Raw genomic sequence first — 23872 nt, 5'->3', positions numbered from 1 at the left:
GCGCTCAGCCGCCGCCGTGCGCGGCGAACAGCGCGCGCAGCAGCGCCATCAACCCGCTGTCGGGGCTCAGCAGCGCATGCAGCGACGCGTACACCACCGGCAGGAACAGGATCATCATCAGCATCGCGAGCGCGCTCTTCAGCGGCTGCGAGAACACGAAGATGTTGAGCTGCGGCACCGCGCGCCCGACCAGGCCGACGCCGAGCTCGACGAGCACCAGCACGATCGTGACCGGCGCGGCGAGCTTCACCATCCATTCGAAGATCGTGTCGGTCTGCCGCACGATGAAGGTCTGCAGCATCGACGAGAAATCGGGGCCGAGCGAGCCGATCGGCCACCAGGCGTACGACTGCGCGAACAGTTGCACGAGCACCTGCAGCCCGCCGGCTGTCACGAACAGCGCGATCGCGACGAAATTCAGGAATCCGGAAGTCGGGCCGCCCTCGTGGCCACCCATCGGATCGAAGAACGCGGCGCTGCCGCTGCCGGTCTGGAAATCGATCAGGTAGCCGACGCCCTGGATCGCGAACAGCACCGCGCTGAACGCGCCCGCGAGCAGCATGCCGACCATCGCCTCTTTCGCGACCAGCAGGCACCACATCAGGAACGGCAGCGCGGCCACCTGCGCGGCATCGATCGTCGGCGCGACGAACGCGGCGATCACGACCGCGATCCCGTTGCGCACGAGGCCCGTGATGATCTGCTCGTTGAACACCGGCACGATCAGCATGACCGGCAACAGGCGCGGCATCACGTAGAGCAGCGGCCGCAGCATGCCGGCGACGTCGTTGAAGCCCGCGGCCTGGTCTAGCATCGGCGCTCCGCGGCGGCGGACGGGGCGGAATCGTCGGGCATGGCGGGTGCGTCCGATGTATCGGATGCATCGGCTTCAGCGGCAGCGGCGGCGCCCGTCTCCACGTCGGTCATCGCCGCATCGAACGCGGCGGCGGCCTCCGGCGGCGTGGACCCGTGACCGGCCGCGTCGCCCGCGCCGGCCACCCAGGTGCCGCCGGTCGCGAAGCGCCGCACCGCGTAGCCGTCCGCGACGTCGTCGGCGTCGCGCTCGACCCGCGCGGCGCGCGCGTGCAGCGCTTTCTCGCCGGCTTTCTCCAGCTTGTCCTCGGCGGCCTTCGCCTTGCGTGCGGCGCGCTGCAGGTCGGCGAGCGTCGCCTCGTGGCCGCGATGCACGTGCGCGGCCTCGCTCACCGACGCGTTCGCGGTGCCGATATGCCGGTCGAACGTGCGCGTATCGGCCGCCGCGTTCTGCAACGCGCGGGCTTCGCGCACGTCGTCGGCCAGGCGCGTCTGGATCGCGGCCTTCGCGGCGACCTGCTGCGCGAGCTGCGCCTGCGCGGCCGCCAGCGCGCGCCGGCTCTGCGCGGCGATGCCCTGCTGGCGCGCGGCCGCGACGCGCGCGATCTGGCTGCGCATCTCGCGCACGCGCTTCAGGCGGGCAAGCGTCGCGAGCACGAGGCGGTCGTCGGCTTCAGACATGATCGTTCGCCAGCTTCGTCAGTTTCGCGAGCAGCGCGTCGAAGCGCACGTCCTCGTCCGACGCCTGCGCGCAGAACGCGCCGATCGCGTCGCGCGCGCGCAGCGCGAGATCGCCGAGCCGGTCGCTGCCTTCGCGATACTCGCCGATCTGCACGAGCAGCTCGATCTCCTGGTACTTCGCGATCAACTCGCGCACGCGCGCGGCCGCATGCTGGTGCGCGCGGCTCGCGACGAGCGGCATCACCCGCGACAGGCTCGCGAGCACGTCGATCGCCGGATAGCGATTCGCGAGCGCGATCTTGCGCGACAGCACGATATGGCCGTCGAGGATCGAGCGCACCTCCTCGGCGATCGGGTCCGATTCCTCGTCGCCTTCGACGAGCACCGTGTAGAGCGCGGTGATCGACCCGTGCGCCCCCTGCCCCGCGCGTTCGAGCAGGCGCGGCAACACCGCGAACGTCGACGGCGGGAAGCTGCGCCGCGTCGGCGGCTCGCCGCTCGCGAGGCCGACCTCGCGCTGCGCGCGCGCAAAGCGCGTCAGCGAATCGACCAGCAGCAGCACGCGCTTGCCCGCATCGCGGAAGTGCTCGGCGATCGCGGTCGCGACCAGCGCGGATTTCACGCGCTCCATCGCGGGGCGATCGGACGTCGACACGACGACGATCGACCGCGCGCGCACTTCCGGCGACAAGCTGTGCTCGATGAATTCGCGCACCTCGCGGCCGCGCTCGCCGACCAGCGCGATCACGTTCACGTCGGCCTGCGCGCCGCGCGCGATCATCCCGAGCAGCGTGCTCTTGCCGACGCCGGACGGCGCGAAGATGCCGACGCGCTGCCCGATGCCGAGCGTCATCAGCCCGTCGATCACGCGCACGCCGGTCGGAAACGGCGTGTCGATCATCTTGCGCGCGAGCGGGTTCGGCGGGTCCTGCTGCGTCGACACCCACGCGGCGCCCGTCACCGGCCCGCGATCGTCGAGCGGCCGGCCGAGCCCGTCGAGCACGCGGCCGAACAGTCCTTCGCCCACCGGAAAGACATGTTCGCGCCCGGACGGCACGACGGTCGTCTCCGGCGACAGGCCGGCCACGTCGCCGAGCGGCGTGAGCAGCGTCGTCTGCCGCGAGAAGCCGACCACCTCCGCGAGCAGCGTCGGCTGGTTCGGCGTGCGCAGCTCGCAGATCTCGCCGAGCCGCGCGCGGATGCCCGTCGCGTTCAGGATCTGCCCGACCGCGTGGTTGACGCGGCCCTGCACCGAGACCGGCGAGAAGAACGCGAGCCCCGCGTCGAGCTCGCCGACCAGGCGGCCGCGATCGAACGGCGCGTCGTCGTCGCCGAACGACGGCGGATCGTCGAGCGGCGCGCTCATCGCGCGGCCCCTTTCAGCGCGTCGCGGCGGATCGCCTGGCGCAGCGCGTCGATCTGCAGGTCGAGGCTCGCGTCGATCCGCCCGGACGGCGTCTCGACCGTGCACGCGTGGCGTTCGAGCTGCGCATCCTCGACGATGCGGATCTTCTGCCGGTTCGACTGCCCGGCGAACGCGCCGTCGAGCGCGTCGCGCATTTCGTCCGTACGGCCGGGCGCGACGCGCACGATCAGGAACGCCTCGTCGCGCACGAGCGGCGCGATCCGCGCGAGCGCGGCCTCGTACAGCTTCTGCGTGCTCATCTCGCCGACGATCGCGCGCACGGCCTTCACGACGATATCGGCCATCGCATCCTTCATCGTCTCCATCGTGCGCGTCGCGGCGAGCGCCTGCGTGTAGGCCTGCGCGGCCTGCTCGCGCTGCGCGCGGCGCATGCCTTCGTCGTAGCCGGCCGCCTGGCGCTTGTCGAATTCGCGCTGCGCGTCGGCGACGATGCGCGCCGCTTCTTCATGCGCGGTCGCGATCACCGCGGACGCATCGAGCAGCGCCGCGTATTCGCGCTCCTTGAGCACCTTGCGCTCGGACAGCAGCTGCAGGTTGTCGCTCGTGATCAGAAAAGCCAGTCCCATGACGCAAGCCTCTCGGGAATCAGAAACAGGAACATCAGTTCGCCGAACTGGTCGCGCTGCGCGCGGTTCAGCCAGTACGGCGCTTCGTCGTCGATCGCGCGGTTGAATTTCAGGCGCACGCGCCGCGCCACCGCGTCGCCGGCCACGCCGATGAAATCGGCGAGCAGGCGCCCGCCGCGCGCGCGGATCACGACCGGCAGCGCGGCGGGGTCGGCGCGCCACGGTTCGAGCGTTTCGGCGAGCGCGCCGAATTCCGGCGCGCGTTCGAGCGCGAGTTCGAGCGCATCGCCGCCGAGCCGCGCCGCGACTTCCGCGCGAATGCGCCGCCCCGCCAGCGCGTCGCGCAGCCATGCGCGATGCAGTAGCAGCCCCGCATACGCGGCCAGTTGTTCGAGCGCCGCGCCGGGCAGCAGCGCAAGCCGCGCGCACGGGCTCGCGACGTCGAAGTCGTGCCGGTCGGCCACGCCGTGCAGGTCGAGCAGGTGCCGCGCGAGCAGCTTGCGGCCGGCCGCGCCGAACGCGTCCGGCGAACGATAGCGCGCGGGCCAGTCGGCCGGCACGCGCGTCACGTGCAAATAGCGGTCGGGCCGCAGGTTGAAGTCGCAGACGAGCGCATGAAACGCGGCAGCGCGCGCGGCGGGCGGCGGCGCGAGCGGCTGCAGCCACGGCAGCGGCGCCGCGTCGCCCGCCTCGCCCGGCGGCAGCGCGTGCGGGTCGCTCATGCGCCGTCGCGCGCGCCGTCCGGCGTACGCAGCCCGCCGCCTGCCTGCTGCGCGGCCGAACCACCGCCGTTCGCGCCGCGCGGTGCGCCGACCAGGCCCGCGAGGCGCGCGCCGAACATCCCGCGCCGGGCGGCCGACAGTGCGATCACCGCGCAGGTCAGCAGGATCAGCGCGAACACCAGCCAGCCGAGCGGCGAGCGCAGCCGCAGGATGTCCGACACAGCGCTGCCGATGCCGTCCACGCGCGTCGCGCGCGCGGCGGCCGGTTGCAGGAACAGCGACACGTTGTCGTACTGCAGCCCTTCGATGCTGTGCGCGACGAGATCCTTGACCATCGGCGCCATCGCGCGCAGGTCGACGCCCGGCCGGTAGCGGATGTACACCGCGGCCGACGACGGCTTGATCTTGTCCGCGAGCGGATCGTTCTCCGGAATCACGACCTGCACGCGCGCGACTACCACGCCTTCGATGTCCTGCAGCGTGCGCGACAGGTCCTGCGACACGCCGTACAGATAGCGCACGCGCTCCTCGGCCGGGGTCGACACGAGCCCCTGCTTCTGGAACAGCTCGCCGAGGCTCGCATAGCTCGGCTTCGGCAGCCCGTTCGCCTGCAGCACCGTGAGCGCCGCCTGCATGTCGCCGTCCGCGACGCTCACGAGCCACGCGTTGCGGTCCGACGTGTCGCGCGCATCGTTGTCCTTCGACGCGCTGATGCCCGCGTCGCCGAGCACCGCGACCATCTGGTTCGCATCGCGCTCCGACAGGCCCGAGTACAGCTCCTTCTGGCACCCGGCCAACAGCACGAGCAGCCCCGCGAGCAGCGCGCGCGCCGCCCGGCTGCGCCACGCATGCGTGCGCGGCGTCGAATCGATCGTCGTCATCGTTTGTCCGCTTCAGGGCGCGCGGCCGTTGCAGGCACACGCACCGGCTTTCGTCACTCCTGCGTCTTCAGCACCGTGTGCGTGAAGCCGTTCGCCGCCTGCGCAACCGACAGGCTCAACTGGTATTCCGAAATCGTGGTGGTTGCCGTCCACTGGAAATCCATCGCCTTCACCATCGTCATCAGCGGATCGCTGCGGCTGTCCGCCATCGACGTCAGCATCTCGCTGCGGTGCTTGTCGATGTTCGCGTACCGCGAATCGAGATCGTTGCCGTAGGTGCGCAATCGCTCGACGAGCGACGACTGGTTCGCCTGCGCGGGCGTCATCTGCACGGCCGGCGCCGCATCCGCCGGTGCGCGCGACATCGCGACACCGGACGAAGACGGGGGTGCGGCCGACGACGCGCCCGGCTGCATCAGCGCATCGAACTGGCGCACCTGCGCCGGATCGGACGTCGCGCCCGTTTGCTGTGCGGCACTCGCGAGCGCGGCTGCGCCCGGCGGCGCCGCGCCTACGCCTGTTACCGACATGATCGTGTCCTCCTTGACCGGCAGGGCCGGAAACGGGCCGGCCGGCACGCACCCACGCCGCACCGGGCGCCCGTCACGGGCGGCCCCGGCATCCGGCGTCGCGCGGCACGGCCGGCGACCGGCATCACGCGCGGCCGGCGGAACTCAGGTGTTGCGCGACCTGGGCGTTCGCCGTCCCCTCCTGCGCGGTCACTGCGTTGCTGGTTTCGAACGTCGCAGTCGATTGCTGAACCTGGAAGTTGATCTTCGTCAGTTCGAGCTGCGTCTTGGTCAGGTCGTCCGCCTGTTGCTGGACTTGCTTCGTGTCGGTTGCGCTACCGGTGGGGGCAGTCATGTTTCGCTCCTTTACGTGACGTTCACTTGCGTTGCCGGCGGCGGCCCCATGCCCCGCCGATGACGTGACGCGCCGCCTGCCGGCGACGTGTCGCGTGATGCGCGCAGCGCGATTCGCGCTGCGCCTGATTCGTCGCGACGCTAGTGCGCCGCCTCCTTCGTCGATACACCGGCCGCCGGCTCGCGCGGCAACAGCGTCGGCCCCGGCACCGGCTGCGCGACGCCCGCCGCCGCACCGCTCGCGAGCGGCGCCACGGGCGGCGCCGGCGCCTGCTCGGGCGCACGCGTCGACGGGCCGCCGAGCGGCATCGTGATGCGCTGGCCGTTGCGTTCGAACACGACCTCGTCCGGGCCGATCGACACGACGGTCGCGCCCTCCTTCAGCCGCGCGCCTTCGAAATAGCGGCTGCCGTCGACCGTCTCGATGTAGCGCTGGTCGCCGTCGCCGGCGAACACGGTCGTGATCTCCGGAATGCCCGCCGTGCCGCCGAGCGTCGTCGCCGTGCGCGGCGCGGCCGCATCGGCATCGCGCACGTGATCGACCACCTCGAGCGCCGGGCGCGCGTCCTTCATGTAGTTGCGGATGCGCGGCTCGATCTGCGCGCGCGCGGCCGTGCCCGTCAGCTCGATCCGGCCGCGGCCGAGATACGTGACCGTCAGCGCCGTGTCGCTGAAATAGGTCTGCGCGGTCGCCACGAGATCGCTGACCACGTAGATGTTGCCGAGCGCCGCGTTGTCGACGCCCGCGACGATCTGCGCGACGCGCTCGCGCGCGGCCGGGTCGCTCACGTAGCCCGACACGATCACGCCGTCGTCGCGCGGCGCGACCGCCAGCTCCGGATACGCGTGCAGCAGTTGCTGCAGCCGGTGCGTGCGCGCGAGCACCGATTCGTGCTGCCACGGCAGCCGCCCCGACCACGCGACGAAGCCGTAGCCGAGCGCGCCGAGCAGCACGCCGACCCACAGCGCGACCAGCGCGATCACGAGCCGCCGGCTGCCCAGCCGCCGTAGCCCGCCCGTGAGCCAGCCGAGCCACGCGGCTTCGCGCGCGGCGTCCGGCGCATCGGTTTCGTCGGGCACCGCGACGCTCGCCTGCGCATGCCGTGCGATGCCGAGCCGGATCGAGCCGACCGTCACGACGTCGTTCGGCGTCAACGAGCGGCGGCCGGTGCCGAGCGGCTCGTCGTTGAACAGCACCGGCGCGCCGGCGTCGCCGCCGTGGTTCTGCACCGTCACCGCGAGCGCGCCGACCTGCAGGCACACCTGTTTCGCGCCGATCTCGCGATCGGGCAGGATCACCTCGCAGTCGGCCGCCGTGCCGACCCAGTTCGCGCCGCGCGCGAGCGACATCGTGCGGCCGTACATCGGCCCGCTCAGGAAGCACAGGTTCCACGGCGACGCGAGCGCGGCGGCCGAGCCGGCTCCGCCCGCCGCGCCGCCGGGCAATGCGCCGTCGCCGTGCGGATCAATGATGCTCGTCGACATGCGTGACCACTCCTGCGGTCGTCGCCGCGGGCTGCGACGCCGCCGTATCCTTCGGCGGCGGCAACGCGGGCGGACCGAATTTCGTGCCGGGCAGCGGCTTCGGCGTCAGCGGCACCGTGACGTCGTTGTCCGGCGGGCGATACATCGACATCCCTTCCTGGTTCGCCGGACCGTCGACGCCCGGATTCACCGGCGAGCCGTCCGGCGCATACATCGACGCGCTCGTCACGACCCGCGGCGTCAGCAGGTAGAACCGCTCCATGTGGTTGCCCGACTTGTCGGTGTACTTGAACAGGTTGCCGATCAGCGGGATGTCGGACAGCCAGGGCACGCCGCTCTTGTTCAGCCGCACCTCGTCGTCGTTGAAACCGGCGATCAGGAGGCTCTTGCCTTCGTCGATCATCGTCTTGGTGACGATGTTGCGCTGCTGGATCACCGGCACATTCGACACCGCCTGCCCCGGCACGATGTTGCCGTCCTGGATGTCGATCGACATCATCACGCTCTGCGGGTTGCCCGACACGGCCGCCGCGTTGCGGATCGCCTCGTCGACGATCATCGGCGTCACCTTGATGCTGGTGCCGGTCGTCACGCTGTACAGCGACGAATCCTGATAGCCCGGCACCTGCACGTAGAACTGCGTGAGGTTCTCGAGGATCGCCTCGGTGTTGTCGAGCGCGAGCACCTTCGGCTTCGATCGCAGTTGCGCCTGGCCTTTCTGCGCGAGCGCGTTCACGCGCGTGAGCAGGTAGTTGCGCAGCGACCCGCCGATCGACGCGGTCAGCGCGATGCCGGTCGGCATGAAGGCGCCCGTCTGCCCGGTTTCCGACGTGCCGATGCCGAACGTCAGCGGCGGATTGCCGGCGCCGTTGTACTGCGTGTTGCCGTTCAGCGCGTTCTGGCCGTTGCCGATCTGCACGTCGCCGTGCGTCGTGTGCAGGCGCCAGTCGATCCCGAGGCTGTCGAGCGAATCCTCGTTGATGTCGATGATCGTCACGTTGATCTCGACGATGCGCGGCCGCTCGTCGAGCTGGCCGATCAGCGACTGGTAGCGGTACATGTTCTCCGGCAGGTCGCGCACGATCACCGCGTTGATCGCCGGGTCGGCGACGATCTGCGGCAGCGTGTCGCCGCCGCCGTTGTTCGAGAACGGCGAGAAGCCGCCGCCCATGCTGCCGTCCGCCCCGCCATAACCGCCCTGCCGCGGGCCGCCGGAAATGTCGGGAAAGTCGAGCCGCGGCACCGCGATCGTCAGCCCGGAGCCGAGCTTCACCTGGCGCGCGGCCTGCCCGAGCGGCGTGCTGGACGGCGCCGCGGTCGTGCCGCCGCCCTTGCCGAACAGCCGGCGCAGGATCGTCGCGACGCCCGGCACCGTCACTTCCTTGCCCGAGCGGTTGATCGTGAAGTCGGACGCCCAGCCGTATTTCAGCCGGAACGCGCGGATGTCCGCATGCGCGCCGTTCGCCGACGGATCGCCAACCGAGCCGACCGCCTGCCGCACGAGCTCGACATAGCGGCGCGGGCCGGCCACGTAAACGCTGTTCGCACGATCGTTGATCACCAGCGTGTAGCGCTTGTCCGGAATCTGCATCGCCTGCAGCGCGCGGCCGATTTCGCCGGACGCATTCGGCGGGATCGGGATCATCTGCGTCTGCGACTGGTCGGCCGGATCGACGTACAGGAACGAGCCGTCGTAGTACCACGTGAGCCCGTAGGTCGAGCAGATCGTGTCGAGCGTCTGCTGCGGCGTGCCGGAGAAGCGGCCGCTGATCACGCCGTCGACCTTCGGGTCGACCACCGCCGTCACGCCCTGCGACGACGCGAGCTCGCGGATGAAGTCGCCGATCTTCTTGCCGTTCGCGACGATCGTGAACGGCTTGTTGCGCCAGCGCAGGTCCGCGGCGCGCGCATGCTGCGCGGGCGCCATGCACAGCGACGCCGTGAGCAGCGCGGTCGCGCACACGGCAAGCGCGGCCCGTTGCAGGCTGCGCGGTTGAAACCGGATCGAGGCGACGCGTCGACGCATCAAAGGACTCCTGTGGAAGAAACGAACATGCGTTCCAGCGCCTGCTGCGCGAAGCGCAGCACTTCGCCGCCGAGCCAGCCCGACAGCAGCACGAGCGCGACCATCACGGCGATCAGCCGCACCGCGATGCCGATATTGGCGTCCTGCACCTGCGTGACGGCCTGCAGGATCGCGACGACGAGGCCCGTGACGGTCGCGATCAGCACGATCGGCAGCGACAGCAGCAGCACGAGCATCAGCGCCTGGCGCGTCAGGTCGAGGATCGTCGAGCTCGTCATTGCACGGCCCCCGGCGCGCGCACGTCGGCGCCCGCGCCAACCGTGCCGTCGTCCGGCGGGTTCTTCACCCAGCCGACCGTATGCAACTGCACGTCCTCCTCGACTTCCTGGTACGACAGCACCGCGAGTTCGGGCAGCACCGGCTGCAGGATCGTCTTCACGTAGCGGCGCGCGCCGAGCGCGACCATCACCGCGAGCCGCGCGCCACCCTGCGCGTTGCCGTGGCCGCCGGGGCCGGCCGCCTGCGCGGCCTGCACGATCGCGCGCACCTGTTCGCCGATGTCCTGCTTGACCGCGCTCGACAGCGCGAGGAAATTGCCCTGCTTGGTGCGCATCACCGCGCTCTCGATCCGCTCCTGCAGGTTCTGCTCGAACAGCACGACCCGCAGCTGGCGCGCCGTGCCCGCGTGACGATCGGTGATCATCCGGCGCAGGTCGACGCGCACGAGCTCGACCAGCGCGATCACGTCGTCGGGCTCGTTCGGCGCCCACGTGATCAGGCTCTCGAAGATCACGCGCAGGTTCCGGATCGGCACCTGTTCGGCCAGCAGCCGGCGCAACACTTCGGTCACGCGCTGCAGCGGCACGAGCCGCGTCAGTTCGCCGACGAGCTCCGGATGATCGCGGCGCACCAGATGCACGAGCGCCTGCGTCTCCTGGATGCCGAGCAGCTCGTCCGCGTGCTGGCGCACGATCTGCTCGACGTGCGCGGCCAACGCGCTCTCGCTCGACAGCCACTTGCCGTCCGGCGCCGCGCCGTCGGGCTTGATCCACAGCGCGGTCGCGAACGGGCCGAACGCTTCGGCCGGCTGGCGCTCCGCGCGCTCGGGCAGCGGCGCGACGCCGTCCCACAGCAGCCAGCCCGGCTTCAGCGCGCCGTGCGCGACGAGCACGTCCTGCAGGTAGATCCGGTACGTGCCGGCCGGCGCGCCTTCGTCGTCGTTCAGCGTGATACGCGGGAACACCGTGCCGATGTCCGCGTCGACGCGCGCCTTCGCGCTCGACAGCGCCGCCTGCAATTGCGCGAGGTTCAGGTTCGTGCGCAGGTCGTCGGACAGCGACACCGCGATCAGCGACGTGACGCCCGCCGCGTGCGACACCTTCGCGGGCTGGCCGTCGTCGGCCGCGCCCACGCGCCCCGCGACATGAATCAGGTTGAAGCTCGGCGCGGACGTCTTGCGCTTCAGTTGCGAGAACGCGAAGGCGCCGAGGCCGAGCGCGATCAGCGCGAACGACCATTTCGGGAAACCGGGCACGACGAGAAAACCGCTCAGCACGAACGCCGCGATCAGCAACGCGCGCGGATGCGCACCCAGTTGCTCGCCGAGCTGTTCGCCGAGCTGGCGCTGCCGCGCATCGCGCGTCGCGACGCGCGTCGTCACGATGCCGGCCGCGATCGACACGAGCAGCGACGGAATCTGCGACGCCATCCCGTCGCCGACCGTCAGGATCGCGTAACGCTGCAGCGCTTCGCCGATGTCCATCCCGTGCATCAGCGTGCCGACCGCGATCCCCGCGACGATGTTGATGAACGCGATCACGAGGCCCGCGATCGCGTCGCCCTTCACGAACTTCATCGCGCCGTCCATCGCGCCGTGCATCTGTGATTCCTGCTCGAGTTTCTCGCGGCGCTCGCGCGCTTCGTCGGCGCTGATGATGCCCGCGCGCAAGTCCGCGTCGATGCTCATCTGCTTGCCGGGCATCGCATCGAGCGAGAAGCGCGCGCCGACTTCGGCCACCCGCTCCGACCCTTTCGCGATCACGATGAACTGCACGACCGCGATCACGAGGAACACCACGCCGCCCACCACCACGTTGTTGCCGACCACCAGCCGCCCGAACGCGTCGATCACGTGGCCGGCGTTCGCATGCAGCAGGATCAGCTTGCACGACGCGATGTTCAGCGCGAGCCGGAACAGCGTCGTAAACAGCAGCAGCGCCGGAAACGACGAGAAGCTGACCGCCGACGGCACGTAGGTCGACACCGTCAGCAGCACGACGCTCGCCGCCAGATTCAGCGAGATCATCCCGTCGAGCGCGGCCTGCGGCAGCGGCAGGATGAACAGCGCGACGACCGCGACGATGAAGGTCGCGAGAAACAGGTCGGCGCGCGGCGACGCGCCCCCGAGGCGCCGTCCGGACACGCCGCGGCCGGCGGAAAACAACCGCTGCCAGTCGCGGGGGAGCGCCTTCGGTTCAGCCATCGTGCCGTCGTCCTGTCGTTATCGCCGGCTGGCACGGGCAACCCTTCCCCGTGCTGCGCGGACCGTTGAATGGGACGAGTGTAGCGACGGGAAACGGCCGAAAAAGAAGCGCGCCTCGTAGCGTGAAAGCGCGTTTTCCTCAGACGATCGAATCGGACTACGAAACCCGGCGGCCGGCTCGGGCACGCGCCGCCGGAACCGCTTCCATCGCGCGCGGGGCCGCCGACGCGCGCCTGCGGCAGGGGTCGGGTCAGGACGGCAGCCGGCGCGCGGCGAGGTACGCGAGCTGCGCGCGGTTCTGTACGTTGAAGAGTTTTTCGAGCGAGCGGATGTGGTGCCCGACCTTGTGCAGCGACGTGCGCAGCGCGCTCGCGATCTCCTGGTCGGACAGCCCGTGCACGAGCCGGTCGAGCACCTGCTGCTGCTCGTCGCCGAGCGCGAAGCCGCGCATGCGCGCGACCCGCGCCTCGAGGAACGGCAGCGCGACGCGATGCACGGCCAGACTGACCGACAGCGCGCCGCCGATCACCCGATCGTCGATCCATTCGGTGCCGTGCGTTTCCGACGTCACGTTTACCGCGACGCGCAGGTCGAGCCGCGGCGCCGACAGGCTGAAGATCACGCCGCTGTTCATTGCGTGCGCACGCAAGTGGCCGGCGAGCGCCAGCACCTTGCGGTCGCCGCTGCCGTGCGCGGCCGCCTCGATCTCGTCGAGCCGCCACGCGACCGGGAAGCCGCTTTGCCGCACCTGCGCGAAGCGCGGGTCGCTTTCGTACAGCATCCCTTCGATGAACGGCTGCATGAACGTCGCCGGCGCGAGGTCGCGCAGCAGATGCGCGCGCAGAATGCGCCGCCCGATCATTTCGTACGCGCCGTAACCGAGCGTACTGAATCCGATTTGCCGCAATCGCGCATGGCATTGCGCGAAATCGAATGACGCAAGGTCGGTTTTACCGGACGTGATTTGAATACCGGTAAAAACGTCACGCTCGATTGCGTGATATTCGTTCGAATAAGCGGCGGCGGCCGCTATATCGGCTTGTGAGAACCACTCGACGCGTGGTGCGCCGTCAGCATATGTCATGAGGAGCCCGCCCTTTCCCAATATGTGAAACTGCGCCCCGTCACGATCTGGTCTTTTCTTTATGATTTTCTGGTCGTCGTTATATGCGCACGAACATGAACCTTTCGCCGCAATTAGTATTACGGCATATTACCCACACACCGGCATTTTTGTACAATGCCCCCGCGTTTCGTCAGGGATGACGATCGGCGCATATCACAACGATGCTCGGTCGCACCGCCGCGAATGCCGTACACGATACGGCCGCCGCCAGGCGATGCGCGTCGATTCCGAGGGATGGCTCATGTCCGATATTGCATTGCATGAAGAAGCGGTCGCCCCAACCACCTTGTCCCGCTCGTCGCGCGGATTGAACGCCTGCGCGGACACGCTGCGCGAGCGCACCGTGCAGGTCGTCTGGTGCGACGACGTGAAACGCGGCGACGTCGCGCAGCCGCACGCGCCGAAGCTCGGCGTCGCCGATACGCTCGCGCACGCACAGAGCACGGCCGAGCGCAACCGGATCGTCACGAGCCTGCTGCATCTGACAGGCTTCTCGACGTTCGCGTACTTCGCCCTCGAATTCGCGCGCGAGCGCGTCGAAAGTCTCTACCTGCACGAAGCATTCACGCCGGCCACCTATCGCGGCGACTACGTGCGCCACAACCATCACGACGTCGATCCGCGCACGCTCGGCGCGCGCGTGTGCAACATGCCGATCGTGTGGGACCTGCAGCAATTGCGCCGCGAACACCGCGAGCGCGACGACGACTCGTGCGTGAGCCCGGCCGCGCTCGACGGCTTCCTGCAGACGATGCAGGACGACGGGATGTGCAGCGGCATCATGTATTCGATGGCCGTGCCCGGCACGCGGCTGCACGCGTTCATGAGCTTCACCGCGCCGCGCCGCACGCGCGAATGGATCACGCCGGCGACGATCGAGCAGGCGCTGTCGATCGGGCTGTCGGTACACAAGTTCGCGTCGCCGCAACTGATCTCGACGTCGCGCGAGCGCGCGGTCAACGGGCTCACGCCGTTCGAGCAGGAGCTGTTGCTCGGCATCGCCGAAGGCGCGTCCGACAAGGAGATCGGCCGGCGCCTCGACACCAGCGCGCACAACGTCGACTATCACCTGCGCAAGCTGCGCAAGCGCTTCGGCGTCGCGAACCGGATCCAGCTCACGTACCTGACGTCGAAGCTCGAGCTGATCTGACGCGCGGGCGACGGCGCGGCGCAGTTTCGTTTCGCCGATCGCGTAAACGCACATGCCGGCCTCGCGGGCCGGCATGTTTAGGGTGCGGCGCGGCGCCGGGCCGGCGCCGCTTCCTCGCGGACGGTCGCCGTTACTTCAGCAGCGTCATCTGCACGACCTTTACGATCACGAGCCCGACCGCAATCACCAGATAGCCGCGCAGCACGGCCATCCAGATCCGCGTCGCGAGCGTCATGTTCTGCGGCTCGAGCGTGTCGAGCGGCGGCATGCGCCACGTGTCGCGCAGCGAACGATCGACGGCCGGCTCGACGACGCGCTTGTTGCGGCGAATCAGCACCGTCGCGAGATAGCCGGCGATGGCGAGCACGGTGCCGCCCACCAGCACGTCGACGATCGCCTCCCCGCTGATGTCCGGATACATCACCGACGCGGTCAGGATGATCGACAGCAGCACCAGCACCCAGATCACCGCGCCCGTGAACACGTTGAGCTTCGTCGAGTTGACCCATGGCCCAAGCACCTGACGGTCGTTGCACAGCACGAGCAGGAACACCGTCGCGCTCGGCAGCAGCACGCCGGCCAGCGTCTGCACGGCTTCGGTCAACAGGCCGAGCGGGCTGCCCGGAATCAGCACGAGTGTGGCCGCCGCCGCGACGATGCCGAAGTAGACGAGATAGAAGCCCTTCGCGTCGGTCACGCCGCGGTGCAGCGAGTGACGGATCTTGAACACGTCGCCGATCGCGTACGCGGTCGACAGCGACACGGCCGCCGCGCCGATGATGCACGCGTCGAGCAGCGCGATCGCGAACAGCGTCGCGCTCGTGCGGCCCGCATACTTCTCGAGGCCGGCGATGATGCCGCCCGCGTCGGTGAAGTTGCCGGCTTCCGGATGGCCGCCGAACAGCGCCGAGCTGAAGCCGATCATCGCGACCGCGCCGACCAGCACGAACGCGATGCCGATCCAAAGATCGGCTTTTTCATACTTCATGAAGCGCGGCGTGATGCGCTTGTCGATCACGTAGCTCTGCTGGAAGAACAACTGCCACGGCGCGACCGTGGTGCCGACGATCCCGATCACGAGCAGCATCACGTCCGACAGCTTCGCGTGCGCGGGCCAGTTCGGCACGAAGAAATCGCGCGTCATCTGCGCGACGGGCGGGTGGATCGACACGAGCACCGGCACGAGCAGAAGGCTCAGCACGCACAGCCCGATCGCGAACCGCTCGAAGCGCCGGAAATCGCCGGTACTGACCGCGGCCATCGTCAGCGCGGCGGCCACGCACACGCCGGCCACCTTCGGCAATCCGAAGAAATCCAGCACGAACGTGATGCCGATGAATTCGGTGACGATGGTCAGCGCGTTGAGCAGGAACAGGTCGATCACGCTGAACGCGCCCCAGAACTTGCCGAAGCGTTCGAAGATCAGCCGCGCATGGCCGACGCCCGTGACCGCGCCGAGGCGCAGCACCATTTCCTGGTTCACGTACAGCACGGGCACGAGCAGCAGCAGCGTCCACAGCAGCGTCGTGCCGTAGTTCTGGCCGGCCTGCGTATAGGTGCCGAATGCGCCGGCGTCGTTGTCGCCGACCATCACGATCAGGCCCGGGCCGATGATCGCGAGCAGCGTACGCAGGCGCGCCCACCACGTGCCGCGTGCGCCGGTGTCGTGGTGCGGGATCGTGCCGAGCGCACCGCGGATGTCGCCCAGGTGGGCGTCGTCGAGCACGGCGCTGCGGTCGACCGCGATCGGTGGAGAGACGTTGGAGGGCGTGGACATGATGTGTTCCGTACGGCTAAGGGTTATGCGATTCGATGAGCGTGCGACCTTGGGATGCGCGCGGGACGGCCGCTCGAAGGCGGCCGCACGTGCGCATGCCGAGGCGCGCTCGGCGTGTCTCTTTCAGCGGATCAACGCTTTCAACTGGTTCAGCAGGCGGGAGAACACCCGCGGACGGGCGTCGAGCGTCAGCATCGCGTCGTAGTGGGGGCGCGATTCCGTGACGTGCGGAAGGGTCGACAGCAGAAGGCCGAAGTTCATGGTCTGGCTCCGTGCGGCGACGGCAGGCGTGCCGGCCGCGTCGTGGGCGCGGGGCCAGCCAGCGGCCTGAACGACGTGTCAGGCTAGTCGGCCGGCGTGTCCCCGCGACCCGGGTTCAAAAGGGTCTGCGTATGCAGCGGGCATAAGGGACAACTGTCACTGTCGTTCATGGCGGCTCCTGTACGGTGTTCCGGGGAACACGGTTGACCGCCGTCCGGCGTGCGGGCCGGCATTCGCGCGCCCGGGAAACGGATGCGCGAACGCGGCCGCCTGCCAGGCGGCGGTGAAACCGGACAACGCATGCGAGAACGCATCACGCTAACCGGCGCGAATCAGGGTGCACGTAGGGAGTTGCTGCGGAAATACTGCTGCGCGCACCGTTTGCCCGGGAGACAAACGGCGGCTTCGATGAGGCGCGGACGTCGGTCGCTCAGGCGGAAATTTCGTTCGAAGATCGACTACTGCAGGCGTCCAAGGCGGCGGCCCCAAGAGTGAAGATGGCGGATTCTATGGACCGCGCGAAAGTGAAGTCAACCCCTCGATACCCCGTTTTTCGAAATAAATTTCCCGCATGACGCAACTGAAAGATTTGCCCTCGAATTGACGTACCGAAACCTTTCAGCGGGCGATGACGCGATCGCGCGCCGATGCGTGCACGCAACGGTGCGGCGCAACGCGCAACCACCCGCTTTGCCGTTGCCGGGCGGGGGTGTGGCGGCCCTGGCCCGCCGCGACGCGCACACCACACGGCGCAACCGTCATGCGTTTTCTACTTGCGCCGCAGCAAAAGTCGCGACTACAATCCGCCCCAATTCATCACGGGAGTCCCTCCGTGGATACATGCTCTAGTTGCAGTTCGATGCCGGTCCAGGCCGGCCAAGCCATCGCGAGATAGCAGCCAGACGCATGTCTTTCGCCGCTAGCTCGCACTCGTCGGGTTAGCGCGCCTCCATCCGGGCCGGCCATCGCCGGTTCGGCAGTCGCACGCTCCGTTATGTTCCATCCTCCGATCGCAGGCCGCGTCACGCACCCGCGCTCGATCACGTCGTCCGGCGTCCGCCGGACGGAACGGAGGCAGCGTCATGTTCGTTCAATCGTTCGCGGTCAAGCTCAAGCGCGTCGTACACGTCGCGTGCGACCGCTCTTTTTCCGGCCGCTCGCCGCTCGCCCGGGCATTCAGCCGCTGGCGCGGCCGGGCCCTCGCCCACGTGCCGACGGCGCCCCGCCCGCTCGATTGCGTGCTGATCGCCGCGACGGCGGCCGCGCTCGCGCTCGCCGCGCTGCTGTGCTCGGTCGCGCCGCGCGTCGGCTTCGCGCAGGTCTGGCGTGTCGGCGGCTGGCTGCCGTAAGCCCTGCTCCGTGCGGGCCGTCTCGCCATGCGTCCCGCATCACGTTCCCGTTTCTTCAGCCAAACTAATCAAACTGCCAACGGAACCCAAATGAAGAATCACCTCGCACCCGTCCCGCGCAAGCGCCGCCTCGATGCGCTCACCGCGCTGCTGCTGTCGCTCGCCGCCGCGCCCGCATTCGCGCAGGCATCGTCGCCCGCCGCTGCCGAACCGGCAGCCGGCGCGAGCGATGCCGCCGCCCCCGCGCAACAGGCCGCCGATGCTGCCGCGCCCGCTCCGACCGGCTTCTGGGAGCGCTCGAACCTGCTCGGCAACATGGGTGGCCTGCGTGACGTGCTCGACGAGCACGGCGTCACGCTGAGCCTGCAGGAGACCAGCGAGTACCTGTACAACACGTCCGGCGGCACGGGTCGCGGCGGCGCATACCAGGGGCTCACGCAATTCGGTTTCAACGTCGACACCGGCAAGGCGGTCGGCCTGCCGGGCGGCACGTTCAACGTGTCGGGGCTGCAGATCCACGGCACCAACCTCACGCAGCGCTACCTGCAGACGTTGCAGACCGCCACCGGCATCGAGGCGAACTCGACCACGCGCCTATGGGAACTCTGGTACCAGCAGTCGCTGCTCGACGGCAAGGTCGACGTGAAAGTCGGCCAGCAGAGCGTCGACCAGGAATTCATGGTGAGCCAGAACGCGGCGACGTTCATGAACGCGACGTTCGGCTGGCCCGTGCTGCCGTCCACCGATCTGCCGTCCGGCGGCCCCGCGTACCCGCTGTCGTCGCTCGGCGTGCGGCTGCGCGTGAAGCCGGCCGATGCGTGGACCGCGATGGTCGGCGTGTTCGACGGCAACCCGGCCGGCCGCACCGACGGCGACGCCCAGGCGCTGAACGCACACGGCACCAACTTCAACCTGCGCAGCGGCGCGTTCGTGATCGGCGAGGTGCAGTACGCGCTGAACGCGCCGCCCGCCGACCCGAAGGCCCCGCAGCCGGCCGGCCTGCCCGGCACGTACAAGCTCGGCTTCTGGTATCACTCGCAGCACGCGGACGATCCGCGCTACGGCACCGACGGGCTGTCGCTCGCCGATCCGGCGAGCAACGGCACACCGGCCACGCATCGCGGCAACTACGGCTTCTATGCGGTCGCGGACCAGATGGTGTGGCGGCCGTCCGCCGACAGCCCGCGTTCGGTCGGCGTGTTCGCGCGCGTGATGGGTTCGCCGGGCGACCGCAACGTCGTCGATTTCGCGGCCAACGCCGGCGTGACGCTGAAGGCGCCGTTCGCCGGACGCGACAACGACGTCGCCGGCATCGCGATCGGCTACGCGAAGATCGGCTCGCATGCGCGCGGCCTCGACGGCGATACCGGCGTGTACACGACGCCCGGCTATCCGGTGCGCCGCGCGGAAACCGTCATCGAAGCGACCTACCAGTACCAGGTCGCGCCGTGGTGGCAGGTGCAGGCCGACCTGCAGCACTTCTTCCGTCCGGGCGGCGGCATCCCGAACCCGAACGCGGCCGGCGCGCGCATCGGCGACGAGACGGTGGTCGGCGTGCGCACGACGATCACGTTCTGACGCGCGCCGCATGAAAACGCGGGCCGGACGGCCGCTTGCGCGACGGTCCGGCCCGTGCGATTGCTCGCCGTGTGGGCACGCGGCCCGCGCCGCGCACCGCGCATTACTCGCCGTACAGCCCGAGCAGTTTCAGCGTGACGCCGTTGGTCCAGCCGAAGCCGTCCTGCAACGGATATTCGCCGCCGCCTCCGCCGCCCGTGCCGGTACCCTCGACCACGTACTTCTCGACGAGCTTGCCTTCGGTCGCATACACATGCTTCACGTCGGACAGGAAACGCGTGCCGATGTCCTTCGCGAGCGCCGGTTCGCCATAACGGCGCAGCCCGTCGATCGCGATCCACTGCAGCGGCGCCCAGCCGTTCGGCGCATCCCATTGCTGGCCCGTGTTCTCGGTCGTCGTCGCGAGACCGCCCGGCTGCAGCAGCGTCTTGCGCACTTCGCGCGCGGTCGCCTTCGCACGCTCCGGCCACGCGACGCCTGCAAACAACGGATACAGCGCGGCCGCCGTCACGCCGTCGCGCGGCTTGCGCAACTGCCAGTCGTAGTCGCCATAGTAGCCGCGACGGTTCCACAGGTAATGATTGATCGCAGCCGCACGCTTGCCCGCGCGCGCTGAAAAATCGGCCACGCATGCGATGTCGCGCGTGACCGCGCAGCCCTTCACGATCGTCGTCTCGAGATGGAACATCAGGCTGTTCAGGTCGACCGGCACGATCGACGTCGTGCGGATCGTCGCGAGCGTCTTGCCGTCGCCGAACCACCGCGAGCTGTAGTCCCAGCCGCTTTCGGCGCCCGCGCGCAGGTCGCGGTACACCTCGTTCGCCGGTCGGGACGGCACCGACTTCGCGGTCGTCACGTCCTCCAGATACGACTCGTCGCGCGGCGTATCGCTCGCATCCCAGTAGCGGTTCAGCACGGCGCCGTCGGGCATCGCGACCACGTGGCGCGCCGCCTGCCCGCGCGGCGTCGTGGTCTCGCCCTGCATCCAGTACGCATGTTCCTTGCGCAGCGCCGGCAGGTATTTCTGGTAGACCTTGTCGCCCTCGACCTGCGCGGCGAGCGTGACCATGTACGCGAAGAACGGCGGCTGCGAGCGGCTCGCGTAGTACGTGCGATTGCCGTTCGGGATGTGGCCGACCGTATCGATCAGGTATGCAAAGTTGTCGAGCATGTCGTCGACGAGATCCTCGCGCCCCGACACCTGCAACCCGAGCATCGTGAAATAGGTATCCCAGTAGTACCCTTCGCGGAAACGGCCACCCGGCACGACGTACGGCTTCGGCATCGGAATCAGCGAACTGTACTGGGGCACCGTGACGCTCGTGCGCGTGAGCTGCGGCCACAGCCAGTCGATGTGCTGGCGCAGCGTCTGGTTCGGCGGCGGCGTCACGCCGCCTGCCGGGGGCGGCGTGAAATGCTGGTCGACGAACGCCTTCAGCGAGAAGCCCGGCTGCGATTTCTGTTGCTGATACAACTGCACGATCGTCGCGGGGTCGGTATCGGGCGTTGCGTCGACGAAGGTCTTCTGGTCGGGATAGAGCTGCGCGGTCTGCACCGCGACGAACAGATCGCCGTAGAGCTGGCTCGGCGGCGGCGGCAGCGTGCCCGACGCGGGAGCGGCAGCCGCTGCGGTGGTAGCCGGTATCGCGGACTGGCCGACCGCTTGCGCGGCGGCCTGGTTCGCATTGTCGGCCTGCGCGGCGCAGCCGGCGACGGCGAGATACGCGATGGCCAGTGCGGCGGCCCAGCGCAGACGCGGCGCGGGCGGTGACTGACGCGACGAGAAGCGAGATGCAAGCGGTGCGGCACGACGTGACGTCATGGCGTGTCCCCTCCTTTCGATGGTGAGTGGATCGGCACGAGGTCTCGTTCGCGCGCGCGTTCGTCTCGATGGCCTTCGATCGATACGCGTCATGTTGTGGTGCGAATGGGTCCGACTGTCGCACGAAACATGCATCTCAAGCAAGTTTCGATTCGCGCGATTCCCGGAGATAACCGCGCACCGCCCGCCACGCCCGCGCTTCGAGCGCGTGCGCATCGGTTTCGCCGCGCGCGCCCGCCGCATCGACGATGCCTTTCACGATCGCGAGCAGATCGTGCGCAATCACGTCTGGCGCGGCGACGCGCGGCGCATCGCGCAACCCGAGCGCATGCAGCAAGGTCGAGTGGATGCGGTCGACGACGCGCGCGTTGCGCGCACCGAGCGGCAGCCGCGCCTCCTCGAAATCGATCAGCCGCGCGAGCACCGGCCGGCGCATCTGGTGCGCGACGGCCCCGCGCACCAGCGTGCGCAGCACGTCGTCGCACGACGACAGCGCGGCCGCCCGGTCGACGTCGTCGAGCAGATGCGCACTCTCGCGCTCGACAAGCGCAGCGGTCAGCGCATCGCGGTTCGGAAAGTATTGATAGAGGGAACCGATGCTCACGCCGGCCAGCGCGGCGACCGCATTCGTCGTGTAGCCGTCGAAGCCGTCGCGCTCCAGAATGCGCGCGGCGGCCTCGACGATCGCATCGACGGTGGCCACCGAGCGGCGCTGGCGCGGCGCCTTGCGGGGCGACAGCGGGATGCGCGAAGACGAGTCGGACATGGCGGGAATGCGAGTTTCGAATATGAGCAAACGCTCATATTCTAGAAACGCACCGCCACTCCGTCAAAAGGAATCGCCATACCGGGCAGACGTCGGTCCCGCTCATCGTGTTCATGCGCGTCGACACGCACGCCGAATGGCGAAAGCGTGGGCGACGCACCGCGCGGGAAGCCGTTCCCCGATCGCAATGTCGGGCGCGTCGACCGCCTGCCCGGCATCGAAAACGCACGCGCGCCCGGCAACGGCGATGCTGCGTCGTTCACCGGTCGGGCAACGCATTCGACACGCACGAGCAACGCGTCGCTTGCCCACGCGCAGTCGTTCTTTCCGCCCCATCCACAGGAAAAGACGACTGTTGCAACATGCGGAACAACTGTTGTCGTACGTGACGCAACGGTCACATTGTGGGCATAATGACGTCTTTACCGCGCGCCCAGCCCATGTCGCCCGTCTTTCTAGCACCGCTCATCGTTGCCTGTGCGTTGTTCATGGAAAGCGTCGACGCGAACATCATCGTCACCGCGCTGCCCGCGATGGCGAGGGACTTCGGGCACAGCCCCGTCACACTGAACATCGCGATCACGGCTTACGTGGTCGGCCTCGGCGTGTTCATCCCGATCTGCGGCTGGCTCGCCGACCGCTTCAGCGCGCGCGCCGTGTTCCGCACCGCGATCGGCATCTTCGTCGTCGGCTCGCTGATGTGCGCGGCGTCCAACTCCCTCGGCGTGCTCACGTTCGCGCGCTTCATACAGGGCGTCGGCGGCGCGATGATGGTGCCGGTCGGCCGCATCATCATCTTCCGCGCGGTGCCACGCTCCGATCTCGTGCGCGCGATGAACTACCTCGCGATTCCCGCGCTGTTCGGGCCCACGGTCGGGCCGCTCGTCGGCGGCTTCATCACGACCTATCTGCACTGGCGGATGATCTTCTTCATCAACGTGCCGATCGGCATCTACGGGATCTACCTCGCGAGCAAGCACATCGCGAACACGCACGAGCCCGATCCGGGGCCGCTCGACTGGTTCGGCTTCCTGCTGTCGGCCAGCGGCGCGGCGCTGCTGCTGATGGGCCTCACGCTGATCGACGGTTCGCTCACGTCGCGCTCGAACGCCATCCTCATGTGCGCGGCCGGCGCCGCGATGCTCGCGCTGTACGTGCCGTACGCGCGCCGCAAGGAGCGCCCCGTGCTCGACCTCAGTTTCCTGAAGATCCCGACGTACCACGCGAGCGTCGTCGGCGGGTCGCTGTTCCGCATCGGCCTCGGCGCGGTGCCGTTCCTGCTGCCGCTCGCGCTGCAGGAAGGGCTCGGCATGAGCGCGTTCCATTCCGGCCTGATCACGTGCGCGTCCGCGCTCGGCGGCGCGGTCAGCCGCTCGACGGCCACCCATACGCTGCGCCGCTTCGGCTTTCGTACCGTGCTGATCTACAACGCGGCGTTCGCGGGCCTCGCGATCGCCGCGTATGGCGTGTTCCATCCCGGCATGGCCACCTGGGCGATCTGGATGATCGTGCTCGTCGGCGGCATCTTCCCCGCGCTGCAGTTCACGAGCCTGAATTCGATGATCTATGCGGACATCTCGCCGCGCGACGCAGGCCGCGCGACGAGCCTCGGCAGCGTCGTGCAGCAGATGTCGCTCGGCCTCGGCGTGACGGTGGCCGGCCTCGTGCTGCACGTGTCGCACTGGCTCCAGGGCCATCAGGCGATGGTGTGGTCGGATTTCTGGCCGGCATTCGTGGTGGTCGGGCTGTGCTCGTTCGCATCGATTCCGATCACGCGGCGGCTGCCGCCCGGCGCCGGCGACGAGGTCGCGCGCGGCAAGCGGGCATAGGCGGCCAACGGCCGACGCAGCGAAATCGTTTTCGCCGCAATCGATCGTCCGCGTATTGCATCGCTTTTATTTTTCAATTCCGAAATTTATTCAATCGCGCGAAACGCACGAGGCACTCGCCGAATCCGCATGTCGAAATAACCTCGGCCCGAAGATCGACTGCGCATCACCGCTTTCGATATCGGCAGACGCGCCGCCACGCCTGCTCGGTCGCTTGCGCTGGCGCGTCCCGATATCGGGCATGCGAACGACTTGAAAATCCGAAATCC

Annotated in this window: 21 protein-coding genes; 4 read left to right on the top strand and 17 right to left on the bottom strand. The window is 68.9% G+C overall.

Annotated elements, in window-relative coordinates; translation table 11 throughout:
* Positions 1–4: 4 nt before the first annotated feature.
* The 13 genes from sctT to DTA15_RS16710 form a co-directional block, all read right to left on the bottom strand.
* On the bottom strand, positions 5–814 hold the full coding sequence (gene sctT, locus DTA15_RS16770) for a type III secretion system export apparatus subunit SctT (protein ID WP_006489708.1): 810 nt from the start codon (positions 812–814) through the stop codon (positions 5–7).
* Positions 808–1494, bottom strand: coding sequence for a hypothetical protein (locus tag DTA15_RS16765; protein WP_012493469.1), 687 nt, complete (start codon positions 1492–1494; stop codon positions 808–810). Before DTA15_RS16765 ends, sctT begins: the two co-directional genes overlap by 7 nt.
* Positions 1487–2860 carry a type III secretion system ATPase SctN gene (sctN, locus tag DTA15_RS16760; RefSeq protein ID WP_006487564.1) on the bottom strand — a complete coding sequence of 458 codons (1374 nt, stop codon included), beginning with the start codon at positions 2858–2860 and terminating at the stop codon, positions 1487–1489. The genes DTA15_RS16765 and sctN overlap by 8 nt, the downstream gene beginning before the upstream one ends.
* Positions 2857–3486 (bottom strand): type III secretion system stator protein SctL, encoded by a 630-nt coding sequence (sctL, locus tag DTA15_RS16755; RefSeq protein ID WP_006487566.1) that lies wholly within the window; start codon positions 3484–3486, stop codon positions 2857–2859. Before sctL ends, sctN begins: the two co-directional genes overlap by 4 nt.
* Positions 3468–4208: a SctK family type III secretion system sorting platform protein gene (locus DTA15_RS16750; protein ID WP_012493470.1), complete on the bottom strand. Its 741-nt coding sequence runs from the start codon at positions 4206–4208 to the stop codon at positions 3468–3470. The genes sctL and DTA15_RS16750 overlap by 19 nt, the downstream gene beginning before the upstream one ends.
* Positions 4205–5089, bottom strand: a complete 885-nt coding sequence (gene sctJ / locus DTA15_RS16745; RefSeq protein ID WP_012493471.1) for a type III secretion system inner membrane ring lipoprotein SctJ — start codon at positions 5087–5089, stop codon at positions 4205–4207. Before sctJ ends, DTA15_RS16750 begins: the two co-directional genes overlap by 4 nt.
* Before the next feature lie 53 nt (positions 5090–5142).
* The gene (locus DTA15_RS16740) at positions 5143–5619 is read right to left on the bottom strand and encodes a hypothetical protein (RefSeq protein ID WP_012493472.1); all 477 of its coding nucleotides are present in this window, start codon (positions 5617–5619) and stop codon (positions 5143–5145) included.
* 124 nt (positions 5620–5743) lie between these two features.
* Entirely contained in the window at positions 5744–5953 is a 210-nt protein-coding gene (locus DTA15_RS16735) for a hypothetical protein (RefSeq protein WP_006486267.1), read from the bottom strand.
* 140 nt (positions 5954–6093) lie between these two features.
* The gene (gene sctD, locus DTA15_RS16730) at positions 6094–7437 is read right to left on the bottom strand and encodes a type III secretion system inner membrane ring subunit SctD (protein WP_006498991.1); all 1344 of its coding nucleotides are present in this window, start codon (positions 7435–7437) and stop codon (positions 6094–6096) included.
* Positions 7418–9463 (bottom strand): type III secretion system outer membrane ring subunit SctC, encoded by a 2046-nt coding sequence (gene sctC, locus DTA15_RS16725; protein ID WP_006487858.1) that lies wholly within the window; start codon positions 9461–9463, stop codon positions 7418–7420. The genes sctD and sctC overlap by 20 nt, the downstream gene beginning before the upstream one ends.
* Positions 9463–9741 carry a type III secretion system export apparatus subunit SctS gene (gene sctS, locus DTA15_RS16720; RefSeq protein ID WP_006480854.1) on the bottom strand — a complete coding sequence of 93 codons (279 nt, stop codon included), beginning with the start codon at positions 9739–9741 and terminating at the stop codon, positions 9463–9465. The genes sctC and sctS overlap by 1 nt, the downstream gene beginning before the upstream one ends.
* Entirely contained in the window at positions 9738–11945 is a 2208-nt protein-coding gene (gene sctV, locus DTA15_RS16715; RefSeq protein WP_006487865.1) for a type III secretion system export apparatus subunit SctV, read from the bottom strand. The genes sctS and sctV overlap by 4 nt, the downstream gene beginning before the upstream one ends.
* Positions 11946–12195: 250 nt before the next feature.
* Positions 12196–13029 carry a helix-turn-helix transcriptional regulator gene (locus DTA15_RS16710; RefSeq protein ID WP_006487859.1) on the bottom strand — a complete coding sequence of 278 codons (834 nt, stop codon included), beginning with the start codon at positions 13027–13029 and terminating at the stop codon, positions 12196–12198.
* 283 nt (positions 13030–13312) lie between these two features.
* Here DTA15_RS16710 and DTA15_RS16705 point away from each other — a divergent pair, with 283 nt between their 5' ends.
* Entirely contained in the window at positions 13313–14221 is a 909-nt protein-coding gene (locus tag DTA15_RS16705; protein ID WP_034178602.1) for a helix-turn-helix transcriptional regulator, read from the top strand.
* Between the two features lie 130 nt (positions 14222–14351).
* Here the strand turns inward: DTA15_RS16705 and DTA15_RS16700 are convergent, their stop codons facing one another.
* Positions 14352–15998, bottom strand: coding sequence for an Nramp family divalent metal transporter (locus tag DTA15_RS16700; RefSeq protein ID WP_006487872.1), 1647 nt, complete (start codon positions 15996–15998; stop codon positions 14352–14354).
* Positions 15999–16121: 123 nt separating this feature from the next.
* A complete protein-coding gene (locus tag DTA15_RS38595; RefSeq protein WP_006487867.1) occupies positions 16122–16259 on the bottom strand; it encodes a hypothetical protein in 138 nt (45 codons plus the stop codon).
* A gap of 1082 nt (positions 16260–17341) precedes the next feature.
* Here DTA15_RS38595 and DTA15_RS16695 point away from each other — a divergent pair.
* Together DTA15_RS16695 and DTA15_RS16690 are read left to right on the top strand one after the other, a co-directional pair.
* Positions 17342–17608 carry a hypothetical protein gene (locus DTA15_RS16695; RefSeq protein WP_006487869.1) on the top strand — a complete coding sequence of 89 codons (267 nt, stop codon included), beginning with the start codon at positions 17342–17344 and terminating at the stop codon, positions 17606–17608.
* A 90-nt stretch (positions 17609–17698) separates the two neighbouring features.
* Positions 17699–19186, top strand: coding sequence for a carbohydrate porin (locus tag DTA15_RS16690; protein WP_006493642.1), 1488 nt, complete (start codon positions 17699–17701; stop codon positions 19184–19186).
* Between the two features lie 103 nt (positions 19187–19289).
* Here DTA15_RS16690 and treA read toward each other — a convergent pair whose 3' ends face one another.
* Together treA and DTA15_RS16680 are read right to left on the bottom strand one after the other, a co-directional pair.
* Entirely contained in the window at positions 19290–21008 is a 1719-nt protein-coding gene (treA, locus tag DTA15_RS16685) for an alpha,alpha-trehalase TreA (protein ID WP_006491211.1), read from the bottom strand.
* A gap of 136 nt (positions 21009–21144) precedes the next feature.
* The gene (locus DTA15_RS16680) at positions 21145–21774 is read right to left on the bottom strand and encodes a TetR/AcrR family transcriptional regulator (protein ID WP_006491203.1); all 630 of its coding nucleotides are present in this window, start codon (positions 21772–21774) and stop codon (positions 21145–21147) included.
* A gap of 440 nt (positions 21775–22214) precedes the next feature.
* Here DTA15_RS16680 and DTA15_RS16670 point away from each other — a divergent pair, with 440 nt between their 5' ends.
* Positions 22215–23603 (top strand): MFS transporter, encoded by a 1389-nt coding sequence (locus tag DTA15_RS16670; RefSeq protein ID WP_006491205.1) that lies wholly within the window; start codon positions 22215–22217, stop codon positions 23601–23603.
* Positions 23604–23872: the final 269 nt, after the last annotated feature.

It is taken from the genome of Burkholderia cenocepacia (genome assembly GCF_900446215.1).
GTDB lineage: Bacteria > Pseudomonadota > Gammaproteobacteria > Burkholderiales > Burkholderiaceae > Burkholderia > Burkholderia cenocepacia.
This window is presented reverse-complemented; position numbering and strand designations above follow the sequence as displayed.